13 protein-coding genes are annotated in these 16,501 nt (G+C 42.9%); 5 read left to right on the top strand and 8 right to left on the bottom strand.

Going from position 1 to position 16,501, the window contains the following annotated elements:
• The first annotated feature begins 3 nt into the window (after window positions 1–3).
• Entirely contained in the window at window positions 4–1,125 is a 1,122-nt protein-coding gene (recF, locus tag LC586_RS29800; protein ID WP_229488861.1) for a DNA replication/repair protein RecF, read from the top strand.
• Window positions 1,126–1,342: 217 nt separating this feature from the next.
• Here the strand turns inward: recF and LC586_RS29795 are convergent, their stop codons facing one another.
• Window positions 1,343–1,801 (bottom strand): MgtC/SapB family protein, encoded by a 459-nt coding sequence (locus LC586_RS29795; protein WP_229488860.1) that lies wholly within the window; start codon window positions 1,799–1,801, stop codon window positions 1,343–1,345.
• A gap of 798 nt (window positions 1,802–2,599) precedes the next feature.
• Here LC586_RS29795 and LC586_RS29790 point away from each other — a divergent pair.
• Window positions 2,600–4,948 (top strand): putative PEP-binding protein, encoded by a 2,349-nt coding sequence (locus LC586_RS29790; RefSeq protein WP_229488859.1) that lies wholly within the window; start codon window positions 2,600–2,602, stop codon window positions 4,946–4,948.
• 71 nt (window positions 4,949–5,019) lie between these two features.
• The gene (locus LC586_RS29785) at window positions 5,020–5,751 is read left to right on the top strand and encodes an RNA-guided endonuclease InsQ/TnpB family protein (RefSeq protein ID WP_438822944.1); all 732 of its coding nucleotides are present in this window, start codon (window positions 5,020–5,022) and stop codon (window positions 5,749–5,751) included.
• A gap of 638 nt (window positions 5,752–6,389) precedes the next feature.
• Here LC586_RS29785 and LC586_RS29780 read toward each other — a convergent pair.
• The 6 genes from LC586_RS29780 to LC586_RS29755 all read right to left on the bottom strand — a co-directional run bounded on the left by LC586_RS29780 (window position 6,390) and on the right by LC586_RS29755 (window position 11,162).
• Window positions 6,390–6,614, bottom strand: coding sequence for a hypothetical protein (locus LC586_RS29780; RefSeq protein WP_229488858.1), 225 nt, complete (start codon window positions 6,612–6,614; stop codon window positions 6,390–6,392).
• Between the two features lie 300 nt (window positions 6,615–6,914).
• Window positions 6,915–7,571: a DUF1361 domain-containing protein gene (locus LC586_RS29775; protein WP_229488857.1), complete on the bottom strand. Its 657-nt coding sequence runs from the start codon at window positions 7,569–7,571 to the stop codon at window positions 6,915–6,917.
• Window positions 7,572–8,130: 559 nt separating this feature from the next.
• A complete protein-coding gene (locus LC586_RS29770; RefSeq protein ID WP_229488880.1) occupies window positions 8,131–8,607 on the bottom strand; it encodes a hypothetical protein in 477 nt (158 codons plus the stop codon).
• 191 nt (window positions 8,608–8,798) lie between these two features.
• On the bottom strand, window positions 8,799–9,563 hold the full coding sequence (locus LC586_RS29765; RefSeq protein ID WP_229488855.1) for an energy-coupling factor ABC transporter ATP-binding protein: 765 nt from the start codon (window positions 9,561–9,563) through the stop codon (window positions 8,799–8,801).
• Between the two features lie 29 nt (window positions 9,564–9,592).
• Complete coding sequence (locus LC586_RS29760) at window positions 9,593–10,246, bottom strand: energy-coupling factor transporter transmembrane component T family protein (protein ID WP_229488853.1); 654 nt, start codon at window positions 10,244–10,246, stop codon at window positions 9,593–9,595.
• The gene (locus LC586_RS29755) at window positions 10,239–11,162 is read right to left on the bottom strand and encodes an energy-coupling factor ABC transporter permease (RefSeq protein ID WP_229488850.1); all 924 of its coding nucleotides are present in this window, start codon (window positions 11,160–11,162) and stop codon (window positions 10,239–10,241) included. The genes LC586_RS29760 and LC586_RS29755 overlap by 8 nt, the downstream gene beginning before the upstream one ends.
• A gap of 1,284 nt (window positions 11,163–12,446) precedes the next feature.
• Here LC586_RS29755 and LC586_RS29750 point away from each other — a divergent pair.
• The gene (locus tag LC586_RS29750; protein ID WP_229488848.1) at window positions 12,447–13,691 is read left to right on the top strand and encodes a glycosyltransferase; all 1,245 of its coding nucleotides are present in this window, start codon (window positions 12,447–12,449) and stop codon (window positions 13,689–13,691) included.
• Window positions 13,692–13,970: 279 nt separating this feature from the next.
• The gene (locus LC586_RS29745) at window positions 13,971–15,659 is read left to right on the top strand and encodes a glycosyltransferase family 39 protein (RefSeq protein ID WP_229488879.1); all 1,689 of its coding nucleotides are present in this window, start codon (window positions 13,971–13,973) and stop codon (window positions 15,657–15,659) included.
• Window positions 15,660–15,741: 82 nt separating this feature from the next.
• Here the strand turns inward: LC586_RS29745 and recR are convergent, their stop codons facing one another.
• Entirely contained in the window at window positions 15,742–16,299 is a 558-nt protein-coding gene (gene recR / locus LC586_RS29740) for a recombination mediator RecR (RefSeq protein WP_069073197.1), read from the bottom strand.
• Window positions 16,300–16,501: the final 202 nt, after the last annotated feature.

Genomic DNA, 16,501 nt, shown 5'->3' with positions numbered 1-16,501 from the left:
AATATGTACCTGAAAACTCTAAACCTCCGACAATTTCGTAATTATCAAAACCAGAACGTTGAGTTTAATGCTGCCAAAACAATTTTGGTAGGTAATAACGCTCAGGGAAAGTCGAATTTGTTAGAGGCGGTGGAGTTGCTGGCGACATTGCGATCGCACCGAATGACCCGCGATCGCGATTTGGTTCAAGAAGGGGAAGCCATAGCCCAAATTAATGCCACCCTTGAGCGACAAACAGGCGTTAGTGACCTTACTTTAACCCTGCGCCGCAATGGTCGCCGTAGCGTAGCCCTCAACGGTGAATCTATCCGCCGCCAAATGGATTTTCTCGGCGTTCTCAATGCAGTCCAATTTTCTAGCCTCGATTTAGAACTGGTACGCGGCGGCCCGGAAGGTCGCCGCAACTGGTTAGATACACTCTTAATTCAACTCGAACCAGTTTATGCTCACATTTTGCAGCAGTATAACCATGTGTTACGCCAGCGCAATGCCTTTTTAAAACGCCATGTAGAAACGTTAGATGCAACCTCTCTACACTCAGAACTGGCGGTGTGGGATGCACAGTTAGCTACCACAGGGACTAGGGTAATTAGACGACGCGATCGCGCCATACAACGATTAGCTCCCATTGCTAGTGCTTGGCACGCCAGTATTAGCGGTAGTACAGAAGTTCTGCAAATCAAGTACGTGCCGAATATTCCTTTAGAGGATAACCATCCAGAAGAAGTGCAGCAAGCTTTTTTAGCAAAAATCCAGCAGCGAGCGATCGCCGAAATGCACCAAGGCACTACTCTTGTCGGCCCCCATCGAGACGAAATCGAATTAACTATTAACCAGACACCCGCTCGTCAATACGGTTCTCAAGGTCAACAACGAACGCTGGTTCTAGCCTTAAAATTAGCAGAATTACAATTAATTGAAGAAGTCGTTAAAGAGCCACCATTGCTATTGCTTGATGATGTTCTTGCCGAATTAGATTTATCTCGCCAAAATCAATTGCTCGATGCTATTCAAGACCGCTTTCAGACCCTAATTACTACTACTCACTTGGGTTCTTTTGATTCTCAGTGGCTGAAGTCCTCCCAAATTCTTTTTGTGAAAGCAGGAGAAATAATCCCAAATTAGTCATTTGTGACTAACGCTCTTTTATTACTCTGAAAAAATAAAATATTTGTAGGTTGGGTTGTAGCAAGATCCCCGTAGGGGTACAAAGTTAAACCCAACAAAATCAAGGATTCTTGGTGTTGGGTTTCGTTCCTCAACCCAACCTACGGCTAGATTTATAAAAACTAATCACAAAAAAGGTTTCTGATTTTTATCTCGTGAGAGTCATAAAACAGCGCTAATCACGTTTTTCTAACCTTTTAAAAACGGTGAGAACCAAAAAAGTCAGCAAACCACCGATTAATGCTAACTGCCACAAACCACAGCCAGCAGCAATTCCTAAAGCAGCCGAAACCCAAATAGCTGCTGCTGATGTGAGTCCGTGAATTTCAAGTCGCTGTGATTCTTGAGAAGATTGGCGCACAATTTCTCCAGCACCGAGAAATCCTACACCGGCTGCAATCCCCTGAATCACGCGGCTAAGTGCATCACGACTGAACTGTGACCCATCTGTTTGCATAATTATGAGAGTAAACACAGCTGAACCTAAACTCGCCAGCATGTGAGTTCTTAAACCGGCTGGTTTACGTCTAATTTGGCGTTCTAAGCCGATAATTGCTCCAATAAGCAATGCAAGGCACAGCCTGAAGCTGATATTTAGCCAATCATTAGTTGCAAGATAGTAAGTGTTTGACAATGCTTAGTCTGGTGTAGAGAATTTTATATATTAGTACAGCACGGCATAAATCTAGGTACTATACATATAAATTAACAAGACTTCGAGCAAAATCCCATTGTTAAAGGTAGACAAACTTTCGCCACAGCTACTAGTACCGCAAGGCGGAAGTCAAAAGTCACGCACACTTTAATTTTGGGCTTTCTGGCTGTAATAAAATATTAGGTTTATTTCCGCCGACCTGTACTAGGTTAATTATTAATATTTTTACAAAAATAGTGCAAAAATATTTTAATCTTTTATTGATGGAGTCTAATTCAACGACTGCAATTTAATAGCCTATATCATATTTGGATTCTATCAATTCGGGAATACTTTTTTGGTACGACTTAATCTCTTACCTTCTTAGGATTATTTACCAAGAAGATATTATTTTGTTCAAAAATAAATTTTAAGTTTATTAAATAGGATTTTTAACTATTTAAAATGACGAAACTATAAAATTCTACCTTAAATTGCTAGATTTAACCCATACACTCAATAATTAAATATAATACCGCCATCTACAACTCACTCAAACAACTAAACCCCCGATTGTAGGGAAGAGAGGCTAAATGAAGGAAAATATTTGAATTACAAAGGAGTTGAATTACAGCAATACATCGTGTAACTGGCAATTAACCACTAATAAGGTCGGCAAATTAAACGTAAATGCTGGAAACTCCTCTTTTAGTAGGGAGTCAGTGGATTTCCGGCTGATAACGTACTAAGAGGAAATGGCTATGGCTACAAATAGATAACTGACAACTAACAAATTGAGTGGACAAACTCTACTGGCTAGACCAAATTAAACTACAAGACCGCGCCAAAGTAGGTGACAAAGCGTTTTACTTGAGCAGAATCATGCAGCGTGGCTATCCGGTGGTGCCTGGTTTTGTCGTTTCGGCAGAAATTTTGCGGCAATTTCTCGAAAATCTCAATAGTTCAGAGTCATTAGTGGCTGACTTACCCCATTCTTCGTTACACCTAGATGTAGCTAATTGGCGTCAACTTCAGCAGGTAGCTGGTCGCTTGCGCCAAGAAATTCTCACTGCGACTGTGCCAGAGGATTGGGTGAGTACAATTTTCCAAGCAGCTAGAGAATGGCAAACTGGCTGTTTGATTCTTCGACCTACCTTAGCAGTATCAAATGCTACTCCAAGTATGAAGAATATATCTGGTTTGCTGGAGTCGGTGTTTTGCCAGTGCGAACCAGAAGCGATCGCTTTTGCCCTAAAGCGTACCTGGAGCCAGATATTTCGTGCTAGAAGTCTACTATATTGGCAACGGGCAGGAATTAACCTGCAACAAATCAGTTTAGCCGTTTTAGTTCAACCTGTTGAGAATGCGATCGCCAGTGGCTTGCTGAAAGCCAACTCCTCTGGGTGGGAAATTGAAGCTACTTGGGGATTAGGAATTGCGATCGCTCTTGGCGAAGTCCAGCCAGATGTTTACTACATTCAACAGGCAACCGGGATTGTGCTTGAGCAGCAGTTGGGCAATAAAATGCTCGCTTATGGTGTGGATGATGCAGCACCTGGAGCTTTTTCGCAACCTGTATCCCAGTCAGCCCTAACACCAGATCATACTTGTCTAAGTACCTACCTAATTCCGGAAGCCCAACAAAAACAGTACGCTTTACAAGAAGAATACATCCAACAAATAATTGCTCTGGCAACTCAACTGGTGAGTGAACTGGGTAAAAGCTTTACCATTAAATGGACTATCGCTGGGCAAACTACATCTAGCAAGCTCTACATAACACAAGTTAGTTCTCCCCAATCTGTAATCAACCACAGACACTTCATTAGGGGAATAGGGGCGGCAGGAGGACGTGTTGTGGCGACTGCCCTAGTAATTATTAATCCGCAACACAAACCCGAACAATTACCCAAGGGAGTGATTTTAGTAATAACAGCGATCGCACCTGATTGGTTACCATTACTGCACCAAGTTGGTGGTATTATTACTGAACAAGGCGGATTAACCAGTCATGCTGCAATTCTTGCCAGAGAATTAGGTATCGCAGCAGTAGTTAACGCAACATCTGCTACAACCTTAATCCAAACTGGCGAACAACTGCTGCTCGATGGCGACAGAGGAGAAGTTTATCGGATCACAGGAGAAGGGGAAAGTGGGAGAGCGGGAGAGATGGAGAAGAGGAAAGTGGTAGAAAATCCTCTCCATCCCCCTATTTCCCCATCCCGTCCTGTTACTTCTCATCTACCTATGATTGCTACTCAACTGCTGGTTAACTTGAGTCAGTCCAGTTTAATAGAACAAGTGCAAAGCTTTCCTGTGGATGGAGTGGGATTGTTGCGCTCAGAATTGATGGTACTAAATATATTGTCCGGGCAACATCCTAATAGTTGGATTTTAGGCGGGCGGCAAGCAGAATTGTTAGAGCTATGGTCTGAGCAGATTATGCAGTTTGCCCGTGCCTTTACACCAAGACCAGTTTTTTATCGTTCTTTAGATTGGCCACAGGATTTACCATCACTGAGTGATAATTTACAATCTTCAACACAATCGATGTTGGGTGAACGTGGTACTTTCAGCTATTTACGAAATCCCGCAGTCTTTGAGTTAGAACTGCAAGCTTTAGCGAGTGTACAGCAAGCTGGTTACAGTAATGTAAATCTACTGTTGCCTTTTGTGCGGACTGTGGAAGAATTTGTCTTTTGCCGTCGTAAAGTTGAGCAAGCTCTTTTAACTGAGGTGTCACAGTTTCAATTGTGGATGATGGCAGAAGTGCCAAGCGTCCTGTTTTTACTGCCAGAATATGTCAAAGCAGGTGCGGCCGGAATTTCTATTGGTACAAATGATTTGACTCAATTATTGCTCGGAGTGGATCGAGAGCAAGGACAGCTAGGAAAAGTATTTAATGAACGTCATCCGGCAGTTATGAGTGCGATCGCTCAACTGATCCAAATGGCTAAAAGTGCCGGTATCCCTTGTTCAATCTGCGGTCAAGCACCAGCCATCTATCCAGAAATCATCGATAAGTTAGTGGAATGGGGTATAACTTCGATTTCTGTTGAACCGGAAGCAGTCGAGCGAACATATCAAGCGATCGCTCGTGCTGAACAACGGATAATTTTAGCAGCAGCACGACGAGAACTTCATTAGACCTCTTGCATGAATCCTCAAAACCCCACCCCAACCCTCCCCTTATTAAGGGGAGGGAGTAAACTTACTCGATTTCCCCCCAATATATCGAAATTGATGCCCCAAAATTTTTGAGAAATGCTGGATATCAAATCAAAAAAGCTTCTAAGGAGAAAAGACGGAAGCAAGCGCCAAATAAAAACAAGAAAACCAAGGCTTCTAGAAGATGGAGAAAAGCCCAATCCAAGGTTAGTAAACTAACTCGAAAAGTTGGCTTACAACGTCAAAATTGGGTGCATCAAGTTGCAGCAGAAATTGTAAGCGGTAATAGCTTCGTTGCAACCGAAAAGCTAGAAGTCAAGAACATGACCAGTAGAGCTAAAAAAGGCTCTTCGCACAAACAGAAAGCGGGTCTAAACAAATCCATTCTTGATATAGGATTTGGAATGCTACGCAGTACCATCAAATACAAAACAGAACAGATTGGTGGTGTATTCGTAGAGGTTCCAACCCGTCAGGTAAAACCGAGTCAAACCTGTCCAAAATGCGGAAATCAGCAGAAGAAAACACTCGATATTAGAGTTCACGAGTGTGGTGTTTGTGGATATGTTCAAGACCGAGATATCGCCGCTGCTGAAGTAATGCTTTACTGGGCTAAGGGAACACTGCCGGGGTTAGGAACTAGCCTCGTAGACGCAGAGTCGCCTAGCTCTACTTCACGTACCCGCAAACAAGCTGGAAGTATGAAGCAACTAGGGGCGAAGAAGCGTCAAAAATCCGGGTCTACTGGTCTGGGCGCAGAAACCCAGACCTCTACGAAGTAGGTCTGGGTAGTTCATTAGACTTGAATCCGTTAAGGGTTAATCGTTGCAACCTGTTCAAAAGTCATCAATGTTACAATGTTGACTCTTAAGGTTACAACATTTTGCCTTAGAGCTAGAACATTTTGCCTTAAGGTTACAACATTTTGGCTTAAAGTTATAACATTTTGCCTTAAGGTTACAACATTTTGGCTTAAAGTTATAACATTTTGCCTTAGAGCTACAACATTTTGGCTTAAAGTTACAACATTTTGCCTTAAAGTTAAAGCGATCGCTGATAGCGGTTCTCAATTGCATGGAATACAGACCATTTGTAGGGGCACAGTAACGCTGATTGGTGTCAGCCCCTTAGTACAGCCCACCACAAAAAGGGTATGGAATTTACAGCTATTTTTAGGTAAATAGACCACGCGGTAGGGGCACAGCATTGCTTATAGGTGTCAACTTAACGTGAAACCCTTGCAATGACGTTATATCAAGTCCACTCAATTACTAATTATGCCCTCGCAACCCCACCCCGCTTTTGTCTAGCGACAAAATCTCCCCTCCCCGTTCACGGGGAGGGGATTAAGGGGTGGGGTAAAACGCCTATGGGATAAGCGTTTGAGCTTAAGTTGACACCAATGAGCATTGCTTAGCCCCTACGATAGATGTGGTTCAAATACATGATTTCTGCTGTAAGCCAGCCCTTGTCCCATTTGCTCCCAAAACTCTTGGGTATCAATTTCCTGGGATTTTTCCAACAATGCGATCGCATCTTCCTGTTTCAAACCCGCATCAATTAAACGAGTCTCTGCTTCCCTGACCAAATTTTTAAAGCGAATTGGGTTTTGTCGCACTTCTGGCCCGGCTGGGTGCGTTGGCATATAAATTGAAACACAATTTCCTTATGGCTGTTCTATTAATGTCTTTATTTCCTCTCTAGAGATTAATTGCATATTATATTCCTCCTATCAACGTGACCAGATACATCAGAGCAGACCATTGATATTCAATGATCTGATAGGACGTTATTCTCAGATGGTGGCGGTTGAAGTCCAACCGTTTGCTTCTGAATTTATTTCACCTCAAGGAGGGTTTAGTTGCATCTTTCTTTTGATAGGCAATATTCATCAAGGGAATTACTAATTAAAACCCAACTTTAAAAGCCAAAATCGCCACAAGCATCAAATATTTGGCGTGTTAGAGTTTGCGCGTCCTGGGTTTACGCCTATTTTACTATCTCGTTGGCTAAGACCTAAAGTTACTCGTTTCATAATCCAGTACAAACCTGCAAGTACCACAAAGGTGATAGCAATAATTACTAGGGGTTGTTTCCCTAGAATTTCTTCTACCCCTTTGGTAAGCAAGGCATCGGGTTGAGTAATCAAATCCCAACTGTTAAAACGCAAAAATCGTCCCCAATAGACACCAATAGCGCACAGAAAATGGGTAATTAACTCAACGCGCCAAATCCATTGGCTCTTACCGATGCGATGTAAGTAGTAACCCCAATTAATTAACGATATTACATAAGCTTCAAATCCACCGATAATTACTAGCAAATACACAGGAATGAGTACTAAAGTAATCATCCACACCGATTGAATCGTGCGGATATCGTCTATCAGGTGAATTACATCAGTCAACAAATATGGTGCATTCGGTAAGAAAGCATAGAAAACTAAGAATCCTAGCCACCAAAGCCAAGAGCCACCACGCCTAAAGCGAAATAGCCACACACTCAAAGCTAAAGGTATAAAAGCCAGAAATAAATTCCAAGTCATCCAACTCATATTAATTCGTAAGACCTGCACAACTCTGGCTATCAATTCTTCTTTCATAGGTGCTAACTCAGAAGACGTTTGATTGATCTAGATTCACTCTGTAGTGTTAGTGTTAACCTCAGTGATTGACTGATAAAATTTTTGTACCCCCAAGGAAATTTATTTACTCCAAGACCAAACAAGGCTTTTGTGTCACTTAAAAGGAAATGCACACTTATATGTCTGAAATTTAGAGTTTTATGTCTTTCATACTGGGGGATAAATTTATCAATCAGCTGAAATCACTAGTATAGCCAGAAAATCATCAGGGTAAAATCTACCACACAAAGAAAGTCTGAGCGGCAAAAATGCTGCTGAATACCTTTTTGTAGACTTTTTTTATGGGAATGTTGCTCCTGTCCTAGCTATTATATTGATTTCATTTTGCCCTGCTAGAGTTCCAGAAGGATCCTAAAGTTTTTGCCAATGTTAATTGAAGGAGGCTGGAGGCAGAGGAAAGTGATGGAGAATTAGACCCAGCCAGATGTGTATGTTGTAGGTGTTGAGGAAGCGCCACCATCAACTATCGTTGCGAGAGTGGGGAAGATGAGGAGAATAACCGATGTGCCAAATTAGATTATTCTGGCTGGCTACAGTATTTATTCATCTGATTGACTAACGTATCCGACTGCTTGCCAAGTGTTGTAGCTGTTGTCAGTGCTGAGTCAATTTCGGCTCTCGCCTTTTGGATTTTTTCTTTACCAGATGCCGAGGCATCTGCTGTTTTGGTTGCACCAAGCGCCCTACCTGCAATGGCTACCGCTTGACTAAGATTTTGAAAAATCTTGACAAAACCGCTTTGAAATTCTTTCAGCTTAGGATCTTTTAAATTCAGTTCCTTAATCGATTTAGTCACAAATTCTAAATCTTTAGATAACTGTATGCTGGTGATCACTTGCGTTCCTTTACTTTTATCAATCAGAGAAGTTCCGGCATTCACAACTCGAATCAGTCGCTGGCACTGGGAGACTTTATTTTCGCTGCAACTAGTAATGAATAAAGCAATGCTTAGGCTAACACAAGCAAGAACAGTATATTTATGTGAAACAGCCATTAACACCCCAACAAAAAAACCGAGAATATAGTATCCAATATTACGAATAAATAAGGTAACTAAGGTAGGGGCATGGGGCATGGGGCATGGGGCATTGGGGATAGGAAGCAGGAGGCAGAAGTTCTAAAATGTTTGAATTTTGAATTTTGAATTTTGAATTGATTTCTTCCCCTGCTCCCCCTCATCTGGAATTACCAATCGATCGGCAAACCCAACTGGTCTAAAATAGCACCATCTTGCAAAAGTGGCTGAATATTGCTGTCTATTTGAATGCGACCACTAGACAGTACCAAAGCGCGTTGAGTAACTCTGCCTAGCCAATGTAGGTCATGAGAAGCAATTAATATCACCTGCACGGGTAAGTTTAACAACACTTGCGCTAAATGACGCCGCCATGCTGGATCAAGACCGTTAGTCGGCTCATCCAAAATTAGAATTGTCGGGTCTAGGGCTAAAATTGAGGCTAGGGCGACCAGGCGTCTTTGTCCACCAGAGAGTTCGTGGGCGGAACGATTGGCGTAGGCTTCGAGGCTAAAATCAGCTAATAACTGCCGGGCGCGATCGCTTGCCTGGGCTGGTGACATTCCATAGTTGCGTGGCCCAAAGGTGATATCTTCCAAGATGGTGGGCATAAATAGTTGGTCGTTGGCATCTTGGAAGCTAAAGCCGATTTGACGGCGTACTTGGGCTAGAGTTTTCGGTTCTACCGGGATGCCATTAATCGTAATTTTGCCAGTTTGCGGTTGTTTTAAGCCGATTAGGTTCTCCAGCAAGGTGCTTTTTCCAGAACCAGTTGCTCCCATCAACGCCACGCGATCGCCCGGATTTAAGGTAAAAGAAATTTCTTGTAATACTGGCTCCTGGCGGGAATAGGCATACACCAGGTTCTCAACCTCGACTACGGCTGCGTGGGGGTTATGGGTTGGTGATTGGGGATTAGAAGTTAAAGATTTCAAGATTCACAAACTCAATATTCACAACTGCACTAAATTCTGTAAGAAGTAAGAGTTACACAAGCAGCGATCGCCCAAGCTACTAGTATGGCAAAACGCTCTTTTGGTCTGAGGGGAGAATCTATGGGCAATTGCCCGTTGTAACCACGAGTTACCATTGCCGCATAGACTCGTTCTGCCCTGTCTAGACTACGGAGATACAAGGCTCCAATCATGGCAGCACTGGCGTAGCGCAGCCATGCCGCAGTTCCATTCAAACCGCGTAATTGAGCGCTGCGTTGCATCCGTGTCACTTCTGAGAGCAAAATTTCCATATATTGACCAGCTAACAACAAGTTTTCCTTTAAAGGTGCTGGTACAGGTAAGCCTTTGAGGGCGATGCCAAAACTGTGGGGCGGTAAGGTTAACAAAAAACTATTCATGGTAACCAAACAAACCAGAGAACGAACTAACAAAAAACTGGCTCGTTCCCATCCCAAGGGCAATGCCAGCAATGACAAAAAAATCAATTCTGTACCGAGTAATCCTCCCAAGCGGCGAATGGGTACGCGCAACAGCCAAGCCCACAAAAGTGCGATCGCGCCATATACACCTAAGCAATACCAAGCATGATGGTTTAATAAAGCTGCTCCCACTACAATCACTAGTGACAACTGCAAACGTAACGGTAAGGAAAGTTTAAGCATTCTTCGGTTTCACTACCTTGGCAATTCCAAAGGCAACAGCAAAGCAAACCGTAGCTCCTACAAGCCCAGCGATACTCGTGCCAATTGGCCCTAAACCCTCAATACCATAGTCAGCTAAGGGAGTCGGCACAATTACCCGTACTTTACTGGCTAAGTCGATGAAGCCCGTGTTTTCGGCGACTTTCTCCAAACCATCAGGCCATGCTGAGGCAAAGAGTGACAGTACTCCTGCAATCAAGAAAATGGTGACAATGGGTACAGACCAACCGCGAAACTCCTGCTGTTCCCCTGGTAACAAATCTGGTCTGGCTGTGGCTAAATAAGTCAGCACACCCCCAGTAATTATCCCTTCGCCAATGCCAATCAGAATATGCACACCAGTCATAGCTGGTAAAACTATGGCTACGGGTGCAGTTCCTGAAAGGGCTAACTCAATGGCACAAGCAATAGCAGCTACTACTACACTTACCCCAGCTGCAATGCCAGCAGCCAAAGGTAAGCGCCCTTTAGATCCCCCAAACAGTCGCTGCAAAGTTTGGGTTAAAACCCAGCCAACCCAAACACCAACTACTGCCATGTTCAAAATATTCGCTCCCAAGGCTGTAATGCCACCATCAGCAAACAGCACAGCTTGAATAATTAAAACTGTGGCGATACACAACGTTCCTGCCCAAGGACTGCCCAAAACGATCGCAGCTAAGGTTCCCCCCAACAAGTGACCACTAGTACCCCCTGCTACCGGAAAATTGATCATCTGGGCGGCAAAGATAAAGGCGGTGGTTAGTCCCAGTATGGGCGCACGACGGATACCAAAAGCCTCTTGCGATCGCTCGAAGGCAATAAAGAGTGCTGCTACACTCGCTAAACCAGTAGCCCCTGCCACTGGAAGAGAAACAAATCCATCAGGAATATGCATGATCTACCCTGTACAATAGACGTTTATTTACTCAATACAAGCAATAAAACAAAAGCATTAAATTAATAACAAACAAAATTTTCACCTTTTTTGCAATGCCCTCTTGGGGGATTTTATGCTGTTACTTTCGAGATATTTACTATCCAATGGCTGCTAAATAGTATACTTATTTCCTATTTTATTAATTTTTGTTAACTTTATTTTTATATATATCGCTAAATATTGATAAAATTTTGAAAAAATCGAAAAAACTTGACTTTAATAAGGAAATATGCAGATTAAATGCATATTCTCAATCGCCAAAAGCCTGGCTAGGATTGCCTTTCTTCTCTACGAGACGCTACGCGAACATTTTGAATTGCTTTGCTGCTTTTAGGGTTGAGATATATTTATCACTATTTACATTACAGCAGTTTTGATTTATTTAAGCCACATCTATCGTCGGGGCAGAGCATTGCAGTGCCCAAAAGCGCGAATTTATTTAGTGAACTACCTACACTGTACCGTAAGGTCAGTGTAGGCTTCCTGTCCAGCAGAAAGCACAGTAGTAGATTTCTTACGTCCTCTATTACTCCGACTTACATCTCACGCTCCCCGAAGGGACAGACGTGAGGCTTCTCGCTGTTTCAGCTAAATAGCCTTGATATTTATCTGGATTCAAGAATAATTCCGAAGTCAGAGGTCAGAATTCAGAATGCAATTAGCTGCTGATTCGGATTCACCACTTTCTTGTTTCCCACTAATTTTAAGATTTTGTGAACCAGTACTTGCTAAGTAAGTGTAAATAGTTAGAAATAATTGTAATTATAATAACTTTTTAAAACATCAAGTGGGTGCGTTACAGTTTCCATAATCCGCTACAAAGGTATTATTCGTTCACGAATGATTTTGGATTGGTAGATTAGATATCTCCGAAAAAGAATCTAAAATTATTATCTTGTAAAGCTAAAAGCCGTATTAATCGAGATGTCTACATAGTCTGGGTAAACTGTATATTTGCTGATTTAGCTAATGTAATGCTACAGTGTTGATTGTTTGTATAAAAAAGTTTTTAAGCGTCCGCCAGCTACCATAAACTTAAGTGGTTTAAGGTAAAGTTTAGATGAAGCTTAGGAAAATATTTTGAATTGAGGCGCGGAAATTACTAAACTTTTCAAAACAGCTAACTGTAATAAAAGTATTCATCAAATTTTGACTAACCAGGTTCAGTCAATCAAGCCAGTCAGCAGATGTTCGGCTTTGTTGATCTCGGTTTTTACACATCTCGTTCTGTAATGTGAAATTATGAAGGAAAACTCATCCAACTCGCTGTTAACAGTACCAACTGGGCCATTAAAAATTTTAGAGTTGCCCCCTAACGGTGTGCGTACAAGTAGTAAATCTATCCATCTTTCCCTAGTAATTCCTACTTATAAAGAACGTGACAACATCAAGAATGTGGTCAGCATATTGAGTCAGTTACTGGATGAATCTATTCCAGGAAACTATGAATTGATTGTGGTAGACGATGATAGCCCAGACCGAACTTGGGAAATAGCACAATCCTTGCTCACAGAATATCCGCAGTTGCGGGTGATGCGACGCCAACAGGAACGGGGGCTATCCTCAGCAGTGATTCGTGGGTGGCAAGCAGCTACCGGAAGTGTGTTGGGGGTGATTGATGGAGATTTGCAGCATCCACCAGAGGTGCTGACGCAACTGTTGCGTAGTGTTGATCAGGGAGCAGATTTGGCAGTAGCCAGTCGCCATGTGGACGGAGGCGGTGTCAGTAGCTGGAGTGTTGTCAGGCGTGTCTTGTCTCGTGGCGCTCAGATGTTAGGCTTGGTGATTTTGCCGGGGGTGCTAGGCAGAGTTTCCGACCCCATGAGTGGTTATTTTATGGTGCGCCGGAGTGCGATCGCAAATGCAACACTTAATCCAGTAGGATACAAAATTCTCCTAGAAGTAATCGGGCGGGGAAAGGTAAACCAAGTTGCCGAAGTTGGGTATGTATTCTGCGAACGCAAAGAGGGTGAGAGTAAGGTGACATGGAAGCAATATATAGATTACATCCACCACTTGGTACGGTTGCGGCTCTCCACAGGACGGGTAGGACGATTGAGTAGAAAAGTCAATTTCCCAGTTCGTCGATTCCTCCGCTTTGGGTTGGTTGGCTTTAGTGGGGTATTTGTAGATATGGCAGTGCTTTACTTGCTCAGTGATCCGACTACCTTGGCTTGGCCACTGACGCCCAGCAAAATTATTGCTGGTGAAATTGCAATTTTAAATAATTTCTTCTGGAATGACGCTTGGACATTTGCGGATGTCAGCGCCAGACAGCAACAATGGCAGCAACGCCTGAAGCGGTTTGTGAAATTCAACGCCATTTGTCTTGCTGGACTGGTATTGAATGTACTGATATTAAATTTGGTATTAAATTTTGTTATTCCTAACCGTTATATTGCGAACTTTATAGCGATCGCAGTCGTTACCATCTGGAATTTCTGGATTAATTTGAAACTTAGCTGGCGCGTCACTGATGTGAAATAATCACAACCAGGGATTTGAGATTTTGATTTTTGTTCTTAGACTTTAGAACGAACTCAAATCTAAAACGTCAAATCTACAAATCCATTCGTGTGAGGCCCGGCAATGAGAGTTTTTTTCCAAGGTGCATTTTATTTTTACAGAAAAATTATCTCGTTGCTAGCTGTCTATGCTTCCCGTTTCGTGCCCATAGTAGATGCAAGTTCTACCTCACAACCCAAGCATTGGCATAATTGGCAGGTTCGCCTCCCTCCTTCTTGGCTTCACCCCTTGCTGAACTTAATGTGGTTGATCATTGGCATCAGTTTGCGCCTAACCAACTTGACTGCAAAGCCTCCTTGGACTGATGAGTTTGCCACCTTGGTGTTTAGCTTGGGGAATACTTTTTTATCAGTACCCCTAGATCAAGCGATCGCACCTGATATCCTATTACAACCACTGCAACCAAACCCGGCGGCTAGTATTGGTGATGTGGTTCATAACTTAGCTACACAAGATAACCATCCACCACTGTATTTTGTGCTGGCTTACCTGTGGATGAAATTATTTCCCAGCGACGGAGGATTAGTATCGCTGTTTGCGGCGCGATCGCTACCAGCTATAATCGGTGCTGCTTCAATCCCGTGTTTTTACGTATTAGGTAGAGTAGCGTTTCGCTCGAACTTGGTGGGGCACTTGACTGCTGCCATGATGGCAGTATCACCCTATGGCGTATTTTTAGCACAAGAAGCGCGTCATTACACTTTGGCAATCTTATGGGTAACTGGTTCCCTCACCTGCTTAGTAATTGCCACACGTCATATTCAAAACCGCACACCTTTACCTATATGGGTAACACTTTTATGGGTAGGAATTAATGCTTTAGGTATTGCTTCTCATTATTTCTTTACCCTCACCCTCTGCACAGAAGCCGTAGTTTTGATTTTTCTTGGTTGGCTTCAATTGCAAACTAGCAGCAAATTTTCTCTCCTCTTCTCTCCTCCCTGGCGGCGCATCTATGCCGTTGCTATAGGTACTTGTGTGGCGGGTTTAATTTGGATACCAATCTTGTTAGAGAATAAAAATCGTGATAATTTGACCGACTGGATTCGAGGTTCGCGCGTTGGACTAGATTGGTTAAGCCCAATTTTTCAAGCTTTAGGAACATTGATTGCAATGATTTCCCTCCTGCCAGTTGAATCTTCACAGCTATTAGTTGTGATTCCTTCTGGAGTGGTGATGCTGACTTTCTTTATTTGGGCAGTACCAATTTTGCTGCGTGGGATCAAGATTCAACTACAGCACCCAGAAAACCGGATTATGATTCAGGTGTTTATGGGAGTAGTGCTCAGTGCGATCGCTTTATTCTTTATCTTTACGTACTTTTTGGGTATTGACCTGACCAGGGGTGCTAGATATAACTTTGTTTACTTTCCCGCGATCGTTGTTTTACTAGGCGCAAGTCTCGCAGTTTGTTGGAATCCCCCCAAGGAATTGATGGAAAGAGAACAAGGGAAAAATGGTATAAAAAGCATAGGTAAATGGGGAATAAACGGTAAAAAAGCCGTGATGTTAATTTGGCTAATGGGATTTTTCAGTGCAGTTACAGTAATCTGCAATCTTGGCTATCAAAAATATTATCGCCCTGACCTGTTTGTGCAACTAATTCAACAAACATCCCCAGTACCAGTACTGATTGCCACCACCCACAAAACTTATGTACACACTGGGGAAATGATGGGAGTTGCTAGGGAGATTAAACTTGCAAATTCACTCCAAAAACCTCTATTTCTCCTTGCCCATCAAGACAAAAACCCCAATACTTCCACCATTGTGGAAAATACTTTAAAGAAATTACCACGACCTTTTGACTTGTGGCTGGTAAACTTTCACGCACCCGTAGCAGAAGCCGTCAAAACATGCGTTATGTCTGATACTCAATCAATGCCTAGCATCGATGGCTACGAATATAAACTTTATCATTGTCAATAAGCTGGGGAGTGGGGAGTGGGGATGCTGACAGTGCATGGGAGTGGAGAAGGCTTAAATCTAAAATTTATAACCTTAATTAAGCCTAATCTAACTCCCTGCGTCCTTCCAATGCCCTTGCCAGGGTCACTTCGTCGGCGTACTCCAAATCACCACCTACAGGCAAACCAAAGGCAATCCGCGTCACCTTGGTAAATGGTTTCAGTAGCTGACCGATATACAGTGTTGTTGTCTCCCCTTCTACACTCGGACTAATTGCCAGAATCACTTCTTGAGGTTTTTGCTGATTCACCCGGCGCTGCAAAGCCAGTATAGTCAACTGTTCTGGGCCAATTCCATCAATTGGCGAAATCACCCCACCCAAAACGTGATATTTCCCTTTGTATTCGCGGGTTTTTTCTAGCGCAATCACATCACGAGGATCTGCTACGACACAAATAGTATTATTGTCACGGTTGGCATTGCGGCAAATTTCACAAACAGGTTCAGCAGATAAGTGAAAGCAAACAGAACACAAGCCTATCTGTTTTTTTGCCTCAATTAGCGCTTGTGCCAAAGCTTCTACTTCTGCTTCTGGTCGCTTCAAAATATGCAAAGCCAGTCGTTGGGCAGATTTGGGGCCAACTCCCGGTAGGCGTTGCAATTGCTCAATTAACCGTGCTAGAGGGCGTGCGTAAACCGTTGTCTTATCTCCAGAATGTTTTTACCTTAACTATGATGACCGAGTAAGTCGCGGCGTGCAAGCCCCTAAATTTATTTATGGGGGTAAGCCGTAGGCGAATTTATTCGCCGTCCAAATTCTTCCATTAACTCACTAGCACTTACTCCACGTCTTTGTGCTTCAT

This window comes from Nostoc favosum CHAB5714 (assembly GCF_020829495.1).
Classification (GTDB): Bacteria; Cyanobacteriota; Cyanobacteriia; order Cyanobacteriales; family Nostocaceae; genus Nostoc; species Nostoc favosum.
Note: the sequence above shows the minus strand (reverse complement) of the source record. Positions and strands in the feature narration are given on the sequence as shown.

Bases quoted from the DNA above. Each gene is read 5' to 3' on its own strand.
- LC586_RS29770 (WP_229488880.1), bottom strand. From the start codon at position 8,607: ATGGCTGTTTCACATAAATATACTGTTCTTGCTTGTGTTAGCCTAAGC.
- LC586_RS29775 (WP_229488857.1), bottom strand. From the start codon at position 7,571: ATGAAAGAAGAATTGATAGCCAGAGTTGTGCAGGTCTTACGAATTAAT.
- LC586_RS29755 (WP_229488850.1), bottom strand. From the start codon at position 11,162: ATGCATATTCCTGATGGATTTGTTTCTCTTCCAGTGGCAGGGGCTACT.
- recF (WP_229488861.1), top strand. From the start codon at position 4: ATGTACCTGAAAACTCTAAACCTCCGACAATTTCGTAATTATCAAAAC.
- LC586_RS29780 (WP_229488858.1), bottom strand. From the start codon at position 6,614: ATGCCAACGCACCCAGCCGGGCCAGAAGTGCGACAAAACCCAATTCGC.
- LC586_RS29750 (WP_229488848.1), top strand. From the start codon at position 12,447: ATGAAGGAAAACTCATCCAACTCGCTGTTAACAGTACCAACTGGGCCA.
- LC586_RS29745 (WP_229488879.1), top strand. From the start codon at position 13,971: ATGTGGTTGATCATTGGCATCAGTTTGCGCCTAACCAACTTGACTGCA.
- LC586_RS29760 (WP_229488853.1), bottom strand. From the start codon at position 10,246: ATGCTTAAACTTTCCTTACCGTTACGTTTGCAGTTGTCACTAGTGATT.